Origin of the sequence: Paenibacillus sp. FSL P4-0176 (genome assembly GCF_037975265.1) — a bacterium.
Taxonomy (GTDB): domain Bacteria; phylum Bacillota; class Bacilli; order Paenibacillales; family Paenibacillaceae; genus Paenibacillus; species Paenibacillus amylolyticus.
Map to the genome: position 1 here is coordinate 4355171 of NZ_CP150242.1, position 21277 is coordinate 4376447.

Here is a 21277-nt window from a genome sequence, read left to right on the forward strand (position 1 = left end):
ATGTAAAATCAATCAGTTTATTGTTACTATATGGTAAAAAATAGAGATTGATTTGTGGGTTATTGACATATTTATTACCAAATATCTGAAGCTTCAACAAGTTCAGATGCATTAAAGGACAAAAAGACTACCTTATAAAAAGGCAGTCTGTTGCTGTAATATAGATCTTGCAAAAGCACAGATCGAGTACTAGATTGCATCAATCAACGCGGTTCCATCCAATGGAATATTTTTTGCTATAATAATGGAATGACATACCTGTAGAGCATCATTTATCTCTTCTTCACTAAGTTCATATTCATTGTTGTTTACTTGTTCCTTTGCCCGTTGTAATTGGTGAAACAATGGCTCAACCGTTTGGGTATAGGATATTGAATCTGTATTATAATTCCTTGAAATGAGTGCGGTTACTATTAGTTCTGATAACAACTTTTTACGAATCGTTAACCGCTTATTTTTCCTTTCTTGTGTATTTGTAAGCATTAGTAAATCAGAAGGCTGACTTAGCGAGTACGGTACAATACGCTTCGTTATTTTACTCATAAGACTAACTAACACATGTTTAGAACCCAACTCTATAACTTCAGTGACTCCCTGTTTAATCAAATAGTTCATCGACTCTAACCATCTTACAGGCATCGTCATCTGCATGTTTAAATAATCCACGACAGATCGATCAGACTCATAGGGTGCTGCTGTAACGTTGGAAATAACCGGGTATTTTGCATGGGCATATTGATATTGATCCAATTCAACTTTGAATTGTTCTGCTGCGGTTTGCATCATGGGAGAATGATAGGGACCACTTACATTGATATACGAATGTTTCGTTCTCAGGGTTTCTGTCCTTTTAATAATTTCTTGTATAGAGTGCCGATGTCCCGAAATGACAAACTGCTGGTTAGCGTTCACACAAGCCACACAAGCAGGGCGCTCGATCGTGGAAACTTGTTCACATATGTTTTGAATTGTATCTAAATGAATACCTGAAATGGCGGCCATGGTACCTTTCTGATCCGGGTCTGCATTGTGCATAATGATACCCCGTTGTCTTACCAGTTTAATGGCGTCATGAAATGATAGAACACCTGCGCAGACCAGAGCCGAATATTCTCCCAAACTATGCCCAGCCAAATAAGCGGGTTCCATCCCTATTTCTTGCATATACACCTGATATGCTATGACACTAACAGTCAAAAGTGCAGGCTGAGCGTTCATCGTCATTGTCAAATCAGCCATGCTACCTTCAAAGCATAACTTTCTCAAATCGAAAGAAATGGCATCACTGGCTTCTTCAAATAACTTCTTAGCCACATCAAAGTTATTCCAAAAGTCTCTACCCATCCCAACCATCTGAGAACCTTGCCCAGGAAACAACAGAGCTACATTACTCATCCAGCATCCTCCATGTATCAACTTTATATTTCATGCACTTCGACAAACAAAAACCAATAAATTCCTTGTTTGCAAAATTTATATTAAACTTTCATTAGGAGTTATGCAATAACAAAGTCAAAAGGAGGGGCATCTATTTCTATGAATGGGATGAAATTCGTCATTCTTTTTTGGCTCCCTGTTGGCCTCTATATTGGAACATTAAGTGCTGTTCTTTACTGGATCTTGTCTGTAGTCTGAGTACTATGCAAATAGACACCTCCATTGAGGAGATGCCTGTTTTGTTCTAATCTGATCATTCAAGACTCGCGATTCCCCTTATCCTCAGAGAAAAGGATTCCTCTTTATTTCAGATCCGATTTTTTCGCTCGCTTCGTTCTCTGTATCACTCAACATCTGATCTGAAGATCGCACAGTTGAATAATCGTCCTGTAATACAATTACATACATCCCCTTACCTGGAATCCTAACTTGGCATACAGAATTTTCTTTGTTCATGGTGATCAGCTGCTCCATTAAGTCTGATGCCGTTATAACTTCTTTCATCCAAATCCCCTCACCTTTCTACGGATTTACACCTACTGCGAACGGACGTGCCCCCACCGGAATAGTAGCAATCACCGTATTTGTTTCGCCATCGATCACAGAAATGGTATTGTCATCTTGATTGCTTATATAAACTCGATTAGTTAACGGATTGGCGCCCGCTCCGTTTGGATTATTCCCGACCGGAACAGTAGTAATCACGGTATTTGTTAATCCACTAATTACTGAAACATTATCCGTGTCTCGATTGGGTACGTAAATGGCGTTTGTGGAGGTATTAACCGCTACTTCAGCTGGCGTAACGCCGACCGGAATGGTATCAATGACGGTATTCGTCAATCCATCAATAACGGAAACCGTATTACTGGTAAAATTCGATACATAAATACGGTTGGTGGCTGGATTGACCCCTACACGGAATGGATTAACCTGAACGGGTATCGTAGCAATCACTGTATTGGTTACTCCATCGATCACAGACACAGCATCAGAATTAAAATTTACTGCATAGATCCGATTGGTTAAGGAATTGACGCCTATACCCGTTAAAAAATTGAGTCCAGGAATAGTGATCGCATCAATCACCGTGTTGGTTAATCCATCAATAACGGTTACATCTTCAGTTGTATCCAATGAATTAAAATTTGCCGTATAAACGGCATTGGTTGCTATATTGACCCCTACGTCCCCTGACTCATTCCCAACCGGAATAGAAGCAATTACCGCGTTGGTTACACCATTAATGACGGAAATGGTATTACTGCTTCTGTTTGCGACATAAATACGACTCGTTAATGGATTGACATCAATCCCTGCAGGATTCGTCCCCACAGGTATCGTAGCAATCACCGTATTCGTTTCGCCATTAATGACGGAAACATCGTTACTATTAAAATTGGCTACATATATGCGGTTGACTGACGTATTATCCCCCTCTATTTCAAGTTCGGAAGAAACTAATCGATGTGCAGCAACAAGCTGGCCGGTTTCATTTTTGCCCCACACGGAAATCTCCGTCTGCTCTATAGCTACACCTTCAACTGTAAAGACAAATTCAAATGCATCAAGATTGGCAAAATAAGTTCTTGTCACTACCTGATCCGGATCAATTGAAATCTGCTCGCTGACATATAAAGTCCTCGTAGAGGTCAGATTATACCCTTGTATCAAAACAACGGATCCATCCAGAGAATTCCTGTTATCAATTTTAACGGTAACTTGTTGTGTTGGCCGTACATCACTGACGGCATTATTCTCGATAGGTCCGGTTGATAGAATGGCCATTTCGATTCTCTCCTTCACTTAGATGTTATGGTTTGATTAGAATCCTTTTGTAAAAATATAAATTGATCTGTTTAAACCAAAAAAAGACCCTGCAATAATATATGCAGGGTCTAAAATAAGGTTTGGGACAAAGGGTGTACGTATTAACTGTTTTCCAGATTGCCTCATTTCTTTATCCCTCAATCAATCCATACTTCACAAAACTATGATACAATCCATCTTCCTCTACTGTTCCAGTAATATCATCTGCAATGGCTTTCAGACCTGGCTTTGCATTACCCATGGCAATTCCGGTGTTACAAAATTCCAACATCTCGGCATCATTCATGCCATCACCGATGGCAAATGTATCTTCTTGGGACATGCCCAGATGCTTCAGCAGATCAGCGATCGCAATGGCTTTATGAATGCCAGGGATCATCAGTTCACCACTTCCTTCACCAAAGATTGGCACAGTGCACTGAATGACTTCGAATTTCCCTTCAAACTCTTGCTTGATCCGCTCAAACGGGATGGCTGAGCTCTCCAAGAAACATACTTTGTTCACATCATCCTTGTACAGGTCGGCCTCTCCATACGTTAATCCGGCAATAAACGGGTGCGGTTTCAATTCCTTCTTCTCTCTGGCTACAGGGTCATTCTCCACATCACCATAGATACGGCGTTCCAGGTGAGGTTGAAGATTGCTACTCGCATACAATGCCGAATTGGATTCAAGGTAGAAGTCAATGCCGTTTTCATTGAAAAAATCGACCATATGTCGAACATCTTCCGCTGTTACCCTTTTGTGATATAACACGTCCTTGCCAAACTCCACATAGCCCCCACCTGCACCAATCAGACCATCGAATCCGACATCCCAGATGGAATCATAAATTTCTGCTTTGGATCGGCCTGTACATAAATAGAGCAGATGTCCGTTCTCTCTGGCCTGTTTACAAGCCTTCTGTGCTGACAACGGAATACTTCCGTCATCATCTACCAGTGTGCCATCAATATCAATAAAAACAATTTTTCGCTTCATTTCTTGCATCTTCTTATGCCCCCATCATGTATCTCGTATATGTCTATGTTGTTGTATACAAGAGTTATAGTATCATCAATCAATTTTTCCAAAATGTGGTCAGAATTTCGGTTCTGTTACAATGGTTACTTACATGCCAACTTGTCCATATGTACGGTTTGCCAGTCATCATCCTGCTCAGCAATAACCGTAAACCCTTGGCGTTTCCAGAAATCTACGGCTCCTGCCAAGAAGCGATGTGTATGCAAATACAGCGTCGTATAGTGCATATCCTTTACCACGCTCTCCAGTTCGTTCATCAACATCGAGCCAATGCCAAACCTACGATACGCGGGATCTACATAACATTTTACTATTTCGGCAGCCGATTGAGCTGCATATCGACCTTCCACAGCTTCGATACGTCCATCATATGGTAAAATCCCAATAGAACCGACGATGCCCGCATTCTCCATCATTGCAACAAGAAAGATCGAACCATCGGAGTCCAGATAATGTTCTCTGAACTGCTCGAAGTCCACAGGCAATTTCGTATGATCCATCATCGGAAACACTTCTTTGCGTACACGCATGGCAAAATCAATGGCATCCTCAATCTGGTGTACCTGAACTGGTGTGACTGTCGGTATATTCTGAAGTTGTGTCAACAAATCCACATTCCTTATCCTCTGTATTAGGAGCTACTTCTTGGCCCTGCCTTAAATCTTGTTCATGCTAAAGCGGCTCTCTTCATATCATCTTACCGAATTTATCCCTTCCTATCAATCTATCTACACTACTAACCAAATTGAAAGAGTACACACACAGTCTAATAGAGTTCGCATACGATAAGGCGTGTCACAATCCATGTTGGAGGGGGAAACGCTCATGTGGTTATGGTTAGGTGTTTTTGGTTTCATTTCGCTAGCAATAATTGGGTTCGTGTATCGTTATCTGAACCAACTTACCGAGAGCAAGTTTCACCCTCACGCTCCCAAGCAGCTCTTAGTCAAATTCAAGGAAGGTACAACCGAGGATGAGATGCATACCCTTCACAAAAAAGGGAGATGTAAGGTCGCTGAGACCTATCAAGATTTAGGATGGTACCGTGTGGAATCCCGCAAAAAAATGCACAGAATGCTGAAACATTACAAAGATCATGAGCTTATTGAACATGCAGAGCCGAATTACCTCGTTGAGGCTTCCTTCACTCCTAATGACCCTTTCTTTCCTTATCAGTATAACCTGTCCAAAATCAATGCACCCGCTGCATGGGATATTACCCAGAGTAACAGCTCTGTCAAAATCGCCATTATCGATACCGGTGTACAGTTGAATCATCCAGAATTGGCCTCCAAGCTCTTCCCCGGTTATGATTATGTTGATTATGATAACATCCCTGAGGACGGGAACGGCCACGGCACCCATGTAGCCGGGATCGCTGCCTCCGTTACCAACAATGGTGTGGGCATCGCAGGCGCTGCACCACTCGCATCCATCGTTCCGCTCCGGGTACTGGATAACAACGGGCAAGGAACGATAGGTAATGTCGGTAATGGGCTTGTCTTTGCTGCCAACAACGGTGTACAGGTTGTTAACCTGAGCCTTGGTGGGCCGATGGGAAATGCTTTCCTTCAAGCTGCCGTACAGTATGCTTGGGATCGAGGAGCTGTGATTATTGCCGCAGCCGGTAACGATAACACTTCATTCCCAATCGTACCCGCATCGTATCCCAATGTGATTGCTGTCGCTTCAACCAACCCTTCCGATCTCAAATCCAATTTCTCCAACTATGGTTCCTGGGTGGATATGGCTGCACCGGGTGATACCATTCTATCCACATACCTGGGTGGTTCCTATGCCTACCTTAGCGGGACATCCATGGCTGCCCCTCATGTGGCTGGAGTGGCTGCACTTCTCGCTGCACAAGGGAAAACAAATGCTCAAATTCGGGATGCGCTGTGTTTCGCTTCTGATCCGGTATCAGGCTCCGGGATCTACTGGACATATGGTCGACTGAATGCTTATCAGAGCTTGCAGGTGCCATAATACACCCACCTACTATCGCTCATGATTGCACACAGGGCATATCCTTTCCATTTTTCACAAATAAAAAACGAAGGGGCATCTGTAAGTAAGATGCTCCTTCGTTTAGTTAAAAAGTATTCGATGTTACACTTTTGCTGCCCAAAGCTCTATTTCAATTTTAATCTCTGGTAGACCTAACGCCGTAATATATCCAATCGTCATTGCAGGATAATCCGTACTAAATAATTGTCCCCACTCGGCATATAAGAAATCCCAATCGATTTCCTCGGTTGCCCATACGTTCACTTTGATAATATGTTCAGCATCTAAGCGCTCAGATTCGAGCACTGTTTTAATATTATTAAATGTATTAGTGACTTGCTCATTCAGACTCTCTGGAAAGAGTCCATTATGATCTGCTCCAATTTGACCCGAAGTCACAAATAACTCTGCATTCCTCGGGATTCTTGTAATATGCGTGTACTGACCTACAGGAGCTGGCATATTTGCTGGATTTTTTCTAGTAATTTTGTCAATATTCATTTGGATTACCTCGTCATTCTTAAGATTTTTCTGCGATATTTTCTAGTTTTCTTCCGATTTTGGGCAGACTTCACCCTTGAAATAGATTCTAGAAAAAGACAGCAGTGGAGTATCCATATCCCGAAGATATAAACGCAAGTGATTTTTTCTTCATGAGTGGATGCTCCTCCCTTCTTAAGTGACAAGATTCTCTTAATTTTTCTATTATATCTGAAAGCCACATCATGGGTCAAATTCATCCCCTCATAAACAAAGAGCAATCCCGTAATAACGAGACTGCTCTTTGTTTATTCTATAGTGTCGGACACCTTGTATCAGAAATATTGTGCGCCATTACTCGCAATGACATCTTTGTACCAGTGAAAACTCTTCTTTTTCACTCTGCGAAGTGTGCCCGTACCATCATTATTTCGGTCTACATAGATATAGCCATAACGTTTCTTCATCTCTCCGGTACCCGCACTGACCAGGTCAATCGGTCCCCAGCTTGTGTAACCTATGAGCTCTACACCGTCTTGAATCGCTTCAGCCATTTCGGCAAAATGACTATTCAAATATTCGATGCGATAGTCATCTTCAACGGAGTCATTGTCTAACAACACATCGGTTGCTCCAAGTCCATTTTCTACGATAAACAAAGGTTTGCCATAGCGGTCATGCAGTTGATTAAGCGTAATTCGAAGCCCCTTAGGATCAATGGTCCACCCCCACTCGGAAGCTTGCAGATAAGGGTTCTTCACCGAACCAAATACATTGCCTTCTGTCGAATCTTTCAAAATCTCAGGGTCCGTACTGGTGCACCGACTTGCGTAATAGCTAAAACCGATATAGTCGACTGTATTCTGCATCAAGATATCTACGTCTTCCGGTTGCATGTCAATCCAAATGTCATTTTCTCTGAAAAATCTTTTTGTATAACCCGGATATGCTCCCTTCGACTGCACATCGATGAAGAAGAATGATTCGCGGTCTTTCTCCATAGCCTTCCACACGTCATCCGGGTTAGAGCTGTATGGATACACCATTCCAGCGGCTAACATACAACCAATCTGTGCACCCGGAATGATCTCATGACAAGCCTTAACAGCAAGTGCACTGGCTACCAATTCATGATGTGCTGCCTGATACAGAACCTGATCTTTGTTTTCACCATCCTGCAGAACAATACCCGCTCCAATGTACGGGAGATGCAGCAACATATTGATCTCATTAAACGTCATCCAGTATTTCACTTTATTCTTGTATCGATTGAATAGCGTCGTCGCATATTTCTCAAAGAAACCAATCATCTTGCGATTCTTCCAACCGCCGTAAGTCTCGACCAGATGTACAGGTACATCGAAATGGCAGATCGTCACGACAGGTTCAATGTTGTATTTTAATAACTCATCAAAGACATCATCATAAAATTGCAAACCTGCTTCGTTTGGCTCCGCTTCATCGCCATTAGGGAAAATTCGTGCCCAGGCAATGGAAAGCCTGAGGCACTTAAATCCCATTTCTGCAAATAACGCAATATCTTCCTTATATCGATGATAGAAGTCAATGGCTTCATGTGAAGGATAGAATTCCCCTGTTTTTGGTTCATACGAATCCAGGTTACCCAGAGCAATATTCCATCGATTGGCACCAATCGGAATCAGATCTACCGTTGTTAAACCTTTGCCACCTTCCAGATAAGCACCTTCCAATTGATTCGCTGCGGTTGCTCCTCCCCAGAGAAAATTCTCCGGGAAGGCTGTAAACTTTTCATTCATCGAGGAGTTCCTCCTTAACCATCCTTAGTTTGAATTAGCTTAATACCGTGATCAATTTATCTTTCTCATGAACGGATGCATCTTTTGTTCCTACAACGTCCAGATAATTTGAAGTATTAGTGACAATGATCGGTGTAACCGTCTCATATCCTGCATCCTTAATCGCTTGCAGATCAAACTCAACAATCAGGTCACCTGCGTTAACACGGTCTCCATCTTTCACATGGGTTGTAAAATGTTGACCTTTCAGCTTGACCGTATCCTGTCCAATATGGATCAGCATCTCTACACCATCATCGCTTACAAGACCAATGGCGTGTTTGGTACGATATACGGTTTGAACGACACCTGTGATTGGAGATACCACTCTACCACTGGTTGGACGAATTGCAATCCCTTTACCCATGTGCTCACCTGCAAACGTTACGTCATTAATTTCATTCAGTGCAACAACTTCACCAGCCATTGGGCTGACAATTTCGTATCTGCTGTTCGGATTTGGATCAAGTACTGGTGCAGGTGCAGCTACTTTTTCCACCGGATCTTTGAATCCAACCACATACGTCAATACGAAACCAAGAACGAATGCAATCAATGAAGCAACTATAGCCATGTAGAACGCGAAGTCTAATCCTGTTTCTTTATTAATAAAAGTTGGATAACCGAATACGCCAAGTCCGCCAATCATGTATATCTTCGAACCTGCATAACCGAGAATACCGCCTCCGATCCCCCCAGCAATACAACTCATAATAAACGGTTTTTTCAATGGAAGCGTAACACCATAGATCGCAGGCTCTGTTACTCCAAATATACCGGAGATAAATGCTGGTACACTGAGTGTTTTTATTTTCGTATTTTTTGTTTTGAGTAATACGGCAAGTACAGCACCGATTTGAGCAAAAGAAGCAGCAAATGACATTGCGATAACCGGATCAGCGCCTGACGTACTAAGATTCAATAATGCAACCGGAACCAGTCCCCAGTGAAGTCCGAATAATACAAACACTTGCCATAGTCCACCGATAATCAATCCTGTAACAATAGGACTTAATTCATAAATATTAGTAGCTCCCGCGCCAATCAATTGTCCTGCCCATGTGGAGATTGGACCAATGACCAAAAAAGTCGCTGGAACAATTACAAGCAAGGTGAAAAAGGGAACAAGGAATGTGCTTACCACTTTCGGAATAACGTTCTTGAAGAATCTTTCTAGTTTTACAGCAACAAATGTCGCTATAATGATTGGGATAACCGATGAAGCGTAGTCCATCAAGATAACCGGCATACCCAGGAACGTAATGTGGATAGGTGATTCAAACAATGTACCTGTAAACAAGGTGTACAGTGGATCTCCTGCCTTAAGACCGCCCAATGTCGGATAAACAAGAGATGCACCTATCGCCATACCCAGGAACGGTGAACCGCCAAACTTCTTGATTGCAGTGTAACCCAGGAAGATCGGGAAGAAGTAGAACAGACAGTCCCCCGTTGCTTTCAATAATTGATACGTTCCGGAATCCTGAGTTATCCAGCCAAAGGCTACAAACATCTCGTTAAAACCTTTGATCATACCTGTGGCAGCCAGCAAACCGAGTAGTGGTGTGAACACACCGGAGATCATGTCGATAAATCGGCTGAACAACCCTACTTTTTTGCCTGAGTTGTCCGTTTCCTCTTCCACTTGTCCTTCACTTGGGAAATTCCCTACTTTAACGACTGCTTTATATACATCCGGCACTTCGTTGCCGATAACAACTTGATATTGTCCACCACTTTGCATGACGGTAATAACACCTGGCAGATTTTTAAGTTCTTCCGTTTTGGCTACGCTTTCATTTTTCAATTTAAACCGCAGTCTTGTTACGCAATGGAATACACTGTTTACGTTCTCGCGACCACCTACACGTGACAGAATGTCCTTAGCTAATTGATCGTAGTTGCTCATTGCAATTCTCCCTCTCTAAGTAGACTCCCCATGACTTTTGAAACAAATAAAACCTGAACCACTGAACATACACAACATACCGGATCGTCCGGAAATCAGTCGTGTTATTCAGCAATTCAGGTTTTGCCCTTAACGGTTGCAACCCTGTAAGGCTGTACACATTGGTATTTAATTATTTGGATAACGAAAGTAAGTTACATTCCATACCCTCTGAACTGAGGGTGGTCGGCATTGCCTGATTGAACAGTTACAATCCGATTAATGTATGCGCTTACTTCTTGAACTCATCATAGTACATCTGAACTACGTTTGCAACACTTATTTTTATTAATTTCACAAATACATTGGAGTGACCGAAAATGAAAAAAAGAGACCACTTCGAAAACATCAAAGTGGTCTCTATATAGCTTAACGTTCACATTAATAAAATACGCACTAAAGCAGAATTAACCTATAACCGTAACCAATTTATCCTTTTCTTGCACTTCACGACTTGTTGTAGCAACCACGTCCAAATAATCAGCCGTATTAGTTACAATAATCGGTGTTACGGTCTCATATCCCGCCTCAATAATGGCCTGCAGATCGAATTCAACGATCAGATCGCCAACACTCACACGATCCCCATCTTTCACATGTGCAGTGAAATGTTGACCTTTGAGCTGTACTGTATCCTGACCGATATGGATCAGAATCTCTACACCTTGATCATCTACAAGTCCAATTGCATGTTTGGTACGGTAAATCGTCTGTACCACACCATTAATCGGGGATACAACTCTCCCACTGGTTGGGCGAATAGCAATCCCTTTACCCATATGTTCACCAGCAAATGTAGCATCATTAATTTCTTGCAAAGGAACCACCTCACCCGTCATCGGGCTGGCAATTTCGTAGCGATTGTTTGGATTAGGCTCAAGTGCAGCCTTCTCTTCTTTTACTGGCTCTGGAGCCTGTTTGGCAGCCTCTGGATTAGCAGGATCTTTGAATCCTACAAAATAAACGAGAACAAAACCTAGTACAAAAGCAATGATAGTGGCAATCATGGCCATCCAGAATTCATAGTTGATCCCCTCTGTGGGACTAATCAGCGCTGGAACACCAAAGATTCCTGAAGCAAATACAAACATTTTGGAACCTGCAAATCCAATAATACCACCAGCGGTTGCAGAAGCAATACAACTCATAATAAATGGTTTTTTCAATGGCAAAGTAAGGCCATAAATAGCAGGCTCAGTTACACCAAAAATCCCGGACACAAAGGCAGGAACACCCAGTGATTTGAGTTTGGTATTTTTCGTTTTAAGCATAACGCCAAGAACGGCACCAATCTGAGCAAAGGAAGCAGCAAACATCATGGCCAGAATCGGATCTGCTTTCAGTGTAGACAGATTGAGCAACATGATTGGTACGATACCCCAGTGTAACCCGAAGATCACCAATACTTGCCACAATCCACCAACAACAACACCGGTTACCAACGGACTCAAGTCATAGATGCCCGATACCCCGGCACCAATCAGTTGACTTGCCCATGTCGCGATTGGACCAATCAAGAGGAATGTTACAGGGACAACAATCAGAATTGTAAAGAATGGCGTGAGGAACGTTCTCACAACAGATGGAATGATCTTTTTGAAGAACGCTTCAACCTTTGCTCCAAAATAAGCAGCAATAATAATCGGAATGACGGATGAGGAATAACTCATCAAGATAACGGGAATACCCAGGAACGTGATATGAATCGGTGATTCGAACAATGTGCCTGCAAACAGCGTATAGAGCGGTTCCCCACCACTAAGACCGGATAAGGTCGGATATACTAGTGATGCTCCGATGGCCATCCCGAGGAATGGGGATCCACCGAATTTTTTCATAGCTGTGTAACCCAGGAAGATTGGGAAGAAGTAGAACAGACAGTCTCCTGCAGCATTCAACAATTGATATGTTCCTGAAGCCGGGTCCAGCCATTCGAGAGAAGTAAACATGGACAGGAAACCTTTGATCATCCCTGTTGCAGCTAGTAATCCGAGAATTGGTGTAAATACACCTGAGATCAAGTCGATAAACTGACCCAGAAGACTCTCTTTTTTACCGGAAGATTCTGAATCATCATTTGAGACTGGTTCATCCGCATTCATATTACCCACCTGTAACAAGGCTTTATAGACATCAGACACTTCGTTACCCACAACGACCTGGTATTGCCCCCCACTTTGCATTACTGTTATGACTCCAGGCAGATTTTTGAGTTCGTCTGTTTTGGCATTATTGTCATTTTTTAATTTGAAACGAAGTCTGGTCGCGCAGTGCACCACGCTGTTAATGTTCTGTTTTCCACCAACGCCAGACAGAATGTCCTTGGCTAATTGCTCGTGTTTCATGAAGTCTTTTCTTCCTTTCTGGCTAGACACGGATTCGGAGCATATTGGAGAGAATAAAAAAACCTGAACATCTGAATGTATGGAACATCCGGTTAACGGTATGTTCTGTCATTCAAGCGTTCAGGTTTTGCCCTAGTGGTTGCAACCCTGCAAGCTGATCTATGGGATTATTCAGAAGTTGCATTCACAACTCTCTCAATATGAATCGTTAAGTACATCAATTCTTCGTCAGTTAGTTGATACGTGTAGTTGCTTTCAATGAATTTCTTGATTTTCTCCGAGCACTTGTGCGCTGCTGGATACTTTTTCTGAATCATCAGGAACAGTTCATCATCGTTGTTGCTCTTGTAATGTTTTCCCTTCACCAAACGTTGGGCGAAAAACTTCAAATGCGTCACAAAGCGATAAAATGTCAGTGAGTTCTCATCAAAATCAATCTTGAAATGATACTTGATGATTGTCAAGATTTCCTGCATGACCTGCGTCATACTCTTGATGTTGGGCATTTCCTCGTTCAAAGCTGCATTGACAAAGTGAAGCGCCATAAAACCGGCTTCGTCCTCGGGCAAGATCACACCAAACTGATCACAGATCATATTGAGCGCTTCCATTCCGACTTCATATTCCTCTTTGTATAACTGCTTTGTCTCCCAGATTAAACCGTTGCGTATGGGCAGATTCTTGCGATACCGCTCAATGGCAAAGTGAATATGGTCTGTGAGATGTAAGTAAATGCTCTCATTTAATTTCTTGCCAAGTTTTAATTTGGCGTAAGCGATGATTTCCTCGGATACTTTCATGTATTCCAGAGGAATGCTTGAGATTAATGCCTTGAAGTTTTCCTGAATATCTTCATTCTGTAAAGTAAATATCTTGTCGATATGCTGCTCGGAAACCATATCACCCGCCCGCTTCTGATAAGCAATCCCACGGCCAATGATAATAACTTCCTGTTCGTCATTCATTGCAACTACAGCATTATTGTTCAGCACCTTCTCGATTTTCACTTTATCACTCCAATATACAGAAAAAGACAAACCAATCCCTTTTCTCAAGGTATACGGCTTTGCCTGATTCAACAGTTACAACCCGATATGTTGTACGCGCTTCCCTCATAATATTACATATTTCTACACAGTGCAACAAAAAGTTAATATCGAATTAGCATGACTCCTGATCTAGGTAAATATACTCACAGGAGTGAGCAAATCAAGAATTATTTTACAGAAATTCACGGTTTATTGTTTTTGCTTTCTTTCTCCAGCTCTGCTTCGATTCTTCGATTAATCATGTTCATTTCTTCTGAACTCAAACGATCGACATCTTTAAATTGCTTATCCATCTCGTACTCTTTCGCCTCACCTTTGTTCATTAACCCCAGATGATTTTTGATATCCCGGACATCTTCACGCATATGCATCGTCTGACGGTAATGATCTATCACAAGTGCGAAAACAATGCCCCCAGCCAAAATCGGACCGAATGGGATCAGATAACATAGAACAAGTCCTATGAGCAAAAATATAATAAAGTACATGATGTAGTGCCCCTCTCATATAAAGTATCTACTTTGCTAAGTTAGACGTTTCTCAGATTACAAATTAAATCGTTTCTGAATTAACTTTGCCACTTCATCCGGGCTCTTGTGTGTGTTCTCAATCCGTATGTAGTGTTCATGTGTGATTTCTCCCGGTTCCGAATTCAATCGATAATGCTTCATCGTATCTAGCAAATCTCGCTCAGACCACGCAATGTCACGCTTGGTTGGTTTATGTAACAGACGATGCGGACTTTTATTGCGCTCTAGTCTTTCTGATGCATCAGCCTCCAGTTCCACATAACAGACCTGTCCTCCATTAGATGTAAACAACTCACTGATCTTACGGATGTATTCACCATCTGACTCCGCGTCCAAAGCCCACACAAATGTAAAAATCAGACCCGGCAAATCACTCTTTGCCACTTCTTCAAAAATCTCCTGCCGGAACAGACTCACCAGTCTTTTGCCTTGTGGTGTACCATAGCTGAAATAAGGAGACACCAATTCAATGGTCATATGGTTATGAAACAATTTAAGCTTTGTTATCTTCTCCAGTTCTTGCCCAACCGTCATTTTGCACACAGCCTGCGGACCAAAAATAATCACCAATTTCATTTGATCACTCCTGACAAGGTGGTGTTCATTCCATTAATTCAATTTTATGGACATTAAACTCTATAATACCTTCATTAGGGCAAATAAAAAAGAGGTTTCAAGTGATTCCCTCAACGCGTGAGGGCTTGAAATCTCTTATCTTAAATTACATATGTTTATTTATACTTACCGTCCGATCAGTACCCATCCCCACTTCATCCGGCGCAATCCCATCGCACAGATCCATGAGATCAGGAGCGCCACAATATAAGAAAGTATGATGCCCACGCTGAAGTGGCGAGCCAGGTCATCTGTGAATTCACGTCTCCAGAAGAGCAATACGAGTGGATGCATTAAAAATACACCGAACGCAACTGTACCCAAGGAGTCCAGAATACGAGTAGCTTTACGAACCTCGGTATGTTTTCCTGTGCCGATTCGTTCACTAAAGATCAACAGGAGCAAGCAGGCTGACAAGGTAAACAGATTACGGAACAGGAACAGCACGGTATAGGTAATAACCGGGTATGCAGCAAAAGTGGTTTTGATATAAGCATTACCATATATAAAAATGGCACCTCCACCTATCAACGCAGCTATGAGCACATAACGGTGAGTATACAGTTTGTTCAATGCCCACTCAAAGTTCAACCCAACCCATGCGCCAAATCCAATCACGATCAGATAACTGGGTAACAAACTTCCTGTCCGTTCGAAGTGAAACTGCAAATGTAGTGCATAGAAGATCGCTTGGCCCGCAATAAAGAATAATGGCAAATAACGATTAAACAAACGGTGGCGTGTAAGGGACAGAAGCCATGGAAAAACGATATAGAATTGAAGAATAATCAGAAAAAAGTACAAGTGCGTATGAGCGGTTCCCATCACTAATTGTTTGGCAAATTGAACACCATGGGTCAAAGGTTCTTTGCCTGCAAGCAGCTGTTTAATGGCAAAGTAGATAAGGGACCACACCAAATAAGGTACAAATACATTAAATAAACGCTTTTTATAAAAAGCGAGCATCCAACCCTTCTCATTCACCTTGGAGCTGTAGTTGTAGAACAAGACCAGGGATGACAGGAACAGAAACGCTGGAACGGCAAATTGCAAAAACGTGTTCCAGAAGTAATACACATCATGATCTAATGTATGCTTGGGGTAATGCGCAACTGCTGTTGAAGTTGCATGAATAGCTACCACTGCCATGATGGCAAAAGCACGATAGAGATCCAGATACTCAATTCGCCGGGGCCGATTAACCGGTTGATTCATAAAGATAACCTCACTTGTGCCTGATATGGGATGATAGTTTCCGGCCGCAATCCAGATTCTATGCTTCATTTTAATCAGCACGCGAGGGTAATACAATCATAATCCATATTATTTTCGTTAAATTACATCATTATTCTGCATTATTCGACATTTTCTATCCAGAATCGTTCAACAACGTTGCCATTGGATTCTACATAGTCTACATCCTTGATGCCACCATTACGAAGGATAACCCTTCTGGAAGGCTCATTAATCGCATCACATACGATCAATACTTTGGTGATTCCAAGCTCTCTCGTTTTCTCCAAAGAAAGCCTGAGAATTTCGGAACCATAGCCACTTTGCCGCTCTCCTGGACGAATACCATATCCAATATGCCCTCCACTGTTGAACAATTTATCGTTAAGCTCATGCCTTATATTCACAGCACCCACGATTTGTTGACTCTCCGTGACCAGCCAGTATGTACTGTCTTTGACCCAGCCCTCCGGGATGTCAATCCCTTGTTCATTACGCTGCAAAAACGCCAACATCTCATCGAACGCATAAGGATCCTTGGAAATGACCCAAGGTACCATCAATTCTCCACTTCTGACCCAGTCTTCATAAAATGCCAAATATGCTTCCTTGTACGATAGTGATGGTTTAATTAATCTCACGTGTTCTTTCCCCATGATCATTACATCCTCCCAACAGATATTGATACTGCCACGTTCTCTCTTCCAGGACACGACGTTCTTGCTCTTCCATCAAACAGTCATAAAAGATAGCTTTCACTGCATACGTTGCGGCATGAACCGCATGGCCTTTCACATGGGCCGTTGCAGCTGCGTGTCCCGCCGCACGAGATGCAGCAGAGGCAGCGACATGATCGGCTTCCCGTGCAGCAGCATGAGCTGCAAAAGCCGCCTTTCGAGCATCAACCATGGTAATCTCTCCACGGATCCAACCTCTTCCTGCATCAATGGCATCACGTGCGCGTAGATCCTCCGTCTTCTTCTCAAATATATACAAGACACGTGCCGCACACTCCGCAGCCCAACAGGCCAATGTATGGTGATCCTGTTGCTTAGCCAAATCCTCTATTTCACTACGTAAAGGTGCATCTTTGAATGCAGGTTTTGCCATAATCATGCTCCTTTCATTGTTCAAATACTACAAATTCACTCTCAGACAAGTTCGAAAAAGGACCTGCGTGTGTGCAGATCCTCTTCAAGTGTACGTCTTCACGCTTATTCTATCATTATACGGACTCTGTCAATGCAGCCTCCTGAACATCCCGATCCTTTTTCGCATCCGTGTCTTTGTACGTAAATTGGTAGCTTCCAGATCCAAGTGTGACTTCAACATCGTCTCCAATGTTTTGAATATCCTGAACTCCACTTATCTGATCCAACTGATCCAACGGTTTCCCTTGTTCCAGAACGATCTGTGCACCTGCTCCAGGAAGACGTACCGTACCCCTCGTGTTGGTGGGAATATGCACCCGAATCTCCATTTCACCCTCCGCCAGCCGGTGCCAGCTTGAAGCAACTTGACCATACATCGTCTCCAGACTCGCTTCCACCCAATCCAGTCCAGGTCCGGGTTGCGGCTCGATATGCACCATTCGGAATCCTGGCTGATGTTCATCGGACCGAATGCCGGCAACGTAACGATACAACCATTCTCCAATCGCTCCGTACGCATAGTGGTTAAATGAGTTCATATCAGCACTCCAGAGACTTCCATCCTCTTTTATCCCATCCCAATGTTCCCAGACGGTCGTTGCGCCTTGAGTCACCTGATATAGCCAGGACGGATAATCCTCTTGAAAAAGTAATGTATAAGCCAGGTCGTGAAGACCTGCATCACTCAATACCGGATTTAGATAAGGTGTGCCCACGAAACCTGTAGTAAGATGATTGCCCGCCTCTTTCACAAGTTTCGCCAATTGATCAACAGCACGAGTTCGGGCAGTCGCGTCCAGCAGGTCAAATTGAAGCGCCAGAACATGTGCTGTTTGCGAAGGAACAGCAATTTTGCCGGCTGGAGTCACGAATTCATTTCTAAACGCATGAACAATGTTTGTATGCAACTCCTTGAAATATTCAGCATCATCTGTTTTTCCAAGGACCTCAGCCGCTTTTTGAGTTAACGACACCGAATAGGCATAGAATGCTGTTGCCACATAATCCGTGTCCGTTGCGCCAACATAACTATCAGGCTTGGAGTCCAGTCCCAGCCAATCGCCAAAGTGGAATCCCGTGTTCCACAGGTACGGATTGTCACCCTGCACGTGAATGTATTCAACCCACCGCTTCATACTCTCATATTGTTCGTCCAATAACCTGACATCCCCATACATCTCATAGATGGTCCAAGGACAGATGACTGCAGCATCACCCCAAGCGGCGGAGGAATGACTGGTGTCTCCCCACCCTTCTGAGGTGGAACTTCTCAGATCCGGAACGAAGAATGGAATACCGCCATCTTCTCCCTGATCCGCTTCCAGATCCCGCAGCCATTTGGTGAAGAAGGGAGCCGTATTCATCAGGTAGGAGGACGTGCGGACAAACATCTGTGCATCCCCGGTCCATCCGAGCCGTTCATCCCTCTGTGGACAGTCTGTCGGCACATCCAGGAAATTCCCCTTTTGCCCCCACAATATATTGTGATGCAGTTGGTTCACCAGTGGACTGGAGCACGAGAACTGACCTGTTTGCTCCATATTCGAGTGCAGTACGATTCCGGTGAATTCATCCAGACAAACGTGTTCCGGAAAGCCAACCAGCTTCACATAGCGGAACCCTTGGAACGTAAAATGTGGTTCAAATGATTCCACGCCATCCCCCTTGCACGTGTAGCTAATACACTGCTTGGCGGCGCGAAGATTATCGGTGTAAAAGTTGCCTTCATGATCCAATATCTCAGCATGGTGCAGCTCAACCGTCTGACCCGCCTCACCTTGAATGCTGAATCTCACCCATCCCACCATATTCTGCCCCATGTCTACTACACGATCTCCCTGTGGGGTTGTTAACAAAGCGATTGGCTGTAGCTGTTCTACTTGGGTGACGGGTACATTCTCCTGCGCAACGATGATATCTTTCGGATGCTCCAGTACGTTCACGGGTGACCAATTCGTCTGAGATGAATCAGACCAATCGGACTCCATTCGTGCATCATACGTCTCCCCCATATAGATGTCCGACATACGAATGGCACTTGGAGCAGCCGTCCAATCCCCGTTGGATAAAATACATTCCTCTGATCCATCTGCGTATTTCATATGCAATTCCAGCAGCAATGCGGAAGTCGAACCGAATATCTCCCGTTCTTTGTTCCAGCCGAGATACCCTCGGTACCAGCCATCACCCAGATAAGCGCCTAATATGTTCTGCCCATCCTGAAGTAGATGAGTTACATCATAGGTTTGATATTGTAATCGCTTACGATAAGAGGTCCAACCAGGTGTAAAATAATCTTCTCCTACTCTTGTGTTGTTCATATGCAACTCGTATAATCCAAGTGCTGTTACATATATTCTTGCAGATGTAACAGGTTGTTTCACATTAAACTGCTTGCGCATACGCGGGCATGACGTATCTCCATCATCTGATGGTTGAGCTGTGATCCATTCTGCTTGCCACTTGTTATGACTATCCATAAGTCCCATCTCGAAATAAGCCGATTCGGACCAGCCCGAATCATTTCCTGCATCATCCCATGCCTGAATCCGGTAATAGTATCGCGTTTGCGGGGAAGGCTGAAAATGGTTTAATTCCACATGTATGGATTGATCCGTCCTTATCTTGCCAGAATCCCATGCAATCTCATCAAAATCTTCTGACAGGGACAGCTGGATCTGGTATGCAGATTGCATGCAATTTCGACGATCAGACTGTAACTGCCAGCTTAATCTCGGTGATTTGACATCAAGGCCTATCGGATTGATTCTATACTCACAGCGAAGGTGACTAACGTTGAACATTAGCAGATCGTCCTTTCCATCTTGGCTTCCCATTCGGGGTTACGATATAATTATATCGATCCTGTTGCCCTAAATACCCGGTAATCAGGACTATTTCATCCGGTGATTCAGCCATCTGTGCGAGGAGGTTAATTGTGAATTCATCTGTACAACTCATGAAAAGTGAATACTTCCTGCATAATCATCTGCAACTTTTTGTCAATCGTTGCTCTGAAGATTTTGTGCTTCCTTTTCACGCACATGATTTTATTGAGTATAGCTATGTTGCCGAAGGAAAGGGCTTTCATCATATCGGTGAAGATATCATTCCGGTGAGGAAGGGCATGCTGTTTGTTATTCCTGTCGGCGTTCCTCATGTCTTTCGTCCTGTCAGCACCAACGTAACCGAGCATCCGTTAATTCTATATAATTGCTTATTTAATGCTGAATTGATCCACACGCTGACAGCAATCATTCAGGAAAAAGAAATCATTCAACATCTGATGGATCTGGCACAAAATCAGGTTCCTTATATATCCGTTGTGGATCACAACGATCGGATTGAAGAACTAATGGTGAAACTGTACCGTGAATCCTCTGTTCCGGGAATCGGTTCGTCTACCATGTTATACACCTTGGTGAGCCAGTTGGTATTGATGACCTACAGACAACTTTATCAAAAGGATTATGATGAAGAGCATCATTCCACCGGTTTTGATTACATCCTTCACTATATCAAGGAACACGTAAGCACTCGTATTCGGATGTCTGATCTGGTCCGTATATCGGGCTGGAGCGAAAAACAGATTGGCCGAATGTTTCTGAGACATACCGGACAGACCTTTAGCGGCCACATTCAACACCTCCGTATACAAAAAAGCTGCGAACTTCTAAAGAGTTCACAGCACAAAGTCAGTCTGATTGCCGAGCTGGTCGGATATCGGGATATGGATTCATTCTATGCTGCATTCAGAAAAATAACAGGCGAAACACCTCTCGCCTATCGCAAAAAAACCAGAACATAGCAC

General features: G+C 43.2%; 18 protein-coding genes. 2 read left to right on the plus strand and 16 right to left on the minus strand.

Annotation, left to right across the window (positions count from 1 at the left end; all coding sequences use genetic code 11):
- Positions 1 to 189: 189 nt before the first annotated feature.
- From fabD to MKY95_RS19995, 5 genes are all read right to left on the minus strand, one after another.
- The gene (gene fabD / locus MKY95_RS19975) at positions 190 to 1395 is read right to left on the minus strand and encodes an ACP S-malonyltransferase (RefSeq protein WP_339194126.1); all 1206 of its coding nucleotides are present in this window, start codon (positions 1393 to 1395) and stop codon (positions 190 to 192) included.
- Between the two features lie 324 nt (positions 1396 to 1719).
- Positions 1720 to 1941 carry a hypothetical protein gene (locus MKY95_RS19980; protein ID WP_036672792.1) on the minus strand — a complete coding sequence of 74 codons (222 nt, stop codon included), beginning with the start codon at positions 1939 to 1941 and terminating at the stop codon, positions 1720 to 1722.
- 18 nt (positions 1942 to 1959) lie between these two features.
- Positions 1960 to 3225, minus strand: a complete 1266-nt coding sequence (locus MKY95_RS19985; RefSeq protein ID WP_339194127.1) for a YncE family protein — start codon at positions 3223 to 3225, stop codon at positions 1960 to 1962.
- 172 nt (positions 3226 to 3397) lie between these two features.
- Positions 3398 to 4258 (minus strand): Cof-type HAD-IIB family hydrolase, encoded by an 861-nt coding sequence (locus tag MKY95_RS19990; protein ID WP_339194129.1) that lies wholly within the window; start codon positions 4256 to 4258, stop codon positions 3398 to 3400.
- A gap of 116 nt (positions 4259 to 4374) precedes the next feature.
- On the minus strand, positions 4375 to 4905 hold the full coding sequence (locus MKY95_RS19995) for a GNAT family N-acetyltransferase (RefSeq protein WP_339194131.1): 531 nt from the start codon (positions 4903 to 4905) through the stop codon (positions 4375 to 4377).
- Positions 4906 to 5116: 211 nt separating this feature from the next.
- Here MKY95_RS19995 and MKY95_RS20000 point away from each other — a divergent pair, with 211 nt between their 5' ends.
- Positions 5117 to 6277 (plus strand): S8 family peptidase, encoded by a 1161-nt coding sequence (locus tag MKY95_RS20000; RefSeq protein WP_339194132.1) that lies wholly within the window; start codon positions 5117 to 5119, stop codon positions 6275 to 6277.
- A gap of 123 nt (positions 6278 to 6400) precedes the next feature.
- Here MKY95_RS20000 and MKY95_RS20005 read toward each other — a convergent pair whose 3' ends face one another.
- From MKY95_RS20005 to MKY95_RS20055, 11 genes are all read right to left on the minus strand, one after another.
- On the minus strand, positions 6401 to 6799 hold the full coding sequence (locus MKY95_RS20005) for a RidA family protein (RefSeq protein ID WP_339177236.1): 399 nt from the start codon (positions 6797 to 6799) through the stop codon (positions 6401 to 6403).
- A gap of 314 nt (positions 6800 to 7113) precedes the next feature.
- Entirely contained in the window at positions 7114 to 8556 is a 1443-nt protein-coding gene (locus tag MKY95_RS20010) for a 6-phospho-beta-glucosidase (protein ID WP_339194133.1), read from the minus strand.
- A gap of 34 nt (positions 8557 to 8590) precedes the next feature.
- Entirely contained in the window at positions 8591 to 10504 is a 1914-nt protein-coding gene (locus tag MKY95_RS20015) for a beta-glucoside-specific PTS transporter subunit IIABC (RefSeq protein ID WP_076317571.1), read from the minus strand.
- A gap of 446 nt (positions 10505 to 10950) precedes the next feature.
- Positions 10951 to 12888: a beta-glucoside-specific PTS transporter subunit IIABC gene (locus MKY95_RS20020; protein WP_339194135.1), complete on the minus strand. Its 1938-nt coding sequence runs from the start codon at positions 12886 to 12888 to the stop codon at positions 10951 to 10953.
- A 167-nt stretch (positions 12889 to 13055) separates the two neighbouring features.
- Positions 13056 to 13895: a PRD domain-containing protein gene (locus MKY95_RS20025; protein ID WP_036613486.1), complete on the minus strand. Its 840-nt coding sequence runs from the start codon at positions 13893 to 13895 to the stop codon at positions 13056 to 13058.
- A gap of 224 nt (positions 13896 to 14119) precedes the next feature.
- On the minus strand, positions 14120 to 14425 hold the full coding sequence (locus MKY95_RS20030; protein ID WP_339194137.1) for a hypothetical protein: 306 nt from the start codon (positions 14423 to 14425) through the stop codon (positions 14120 to 14122).
- Between the two features lie 57 nt (positions 14426 to 14482).
- The gene (locus MKY95_RS20035; protein ID WP_339194139.1) at positions 14483 to 15043 is read right to left on the minus strand and encodes a shikimate kinase; all 561 of its coding nucleotides are present in this window, start codon (positions 15041 to 15043) and stop codon (positions 14483 to 14485) included.
- Between the two features lie 165 nt (positions 15044 to 15208).
- Positions 15209 to 16366 carry an acyltransferase gene (locus tag MKY95_RS20040; RefSeq protein ID WP_339194141.1) on the minus strand — a complete coding sequence of 386 codons (1158 nt, stop codon included), beginning with the start codon at positions 16364 to 16366 and terminating at the stop codon, positions 15209 to 15211.
- A gap of 71 nt (positions 16367 to 16437) precedes the next feature.
- A complete protein-coding gene (locus tag MKY95_RS20045; protein WP_339194142.1) occupies positions 16438 to 16977 on the minus strand; it encodes a GNAT family N-acetyltransferase in 540 nt (179 codons plus the stop codon).
- The gene (locus MKY95_RS20050) at positions 16943 to 17425 is read right to left on the minus strand and encodes a putative immunity protein (protein ID WP_051449881.1); all 483 of its coding nucleotides are present in this window, start codon (positions 17423 to 17425) and stop codon (positions 16943 to 16945) included. The genes MKY95_RS20045 and MKY95_RS20050 overlap by 35 nt, the downstream gene beginning before the upstream one ends.
- 115 nt (positions 17426 to 17540) lie before the next feature.
- Positions 17541 to 20162 (minus strand): family 78 glycoside hydrolase catalytic domain, encoded by a 2622-nt coding sequence (locus MKY95_RS20055; protein ID WP_339194144.1) that lies wholly within the window; start codon positions 20160 to 20162, stop codon positions 17541 to 17543.
- 242 nt (positions 20163 to 20404) lie between these two features.
- Here MKY95_RS20055 and MKY95_RS20060 point away from each other — a divergent pair, with 242 nt between their 5' ends.
- Positions 20405 to 21274, plus strand: coding sequence for an AraC family transcriptional regulator (locus MKY95_RS20060; RefSeq protein ID WP_339194146.1), 870 nt, complete (start codon positions 20405 to 20407; stop codon positions 21272 to 21274).
- The last annotated feature ends 3 nt before the right edge of the window (positions 21275 to 21277 follow it).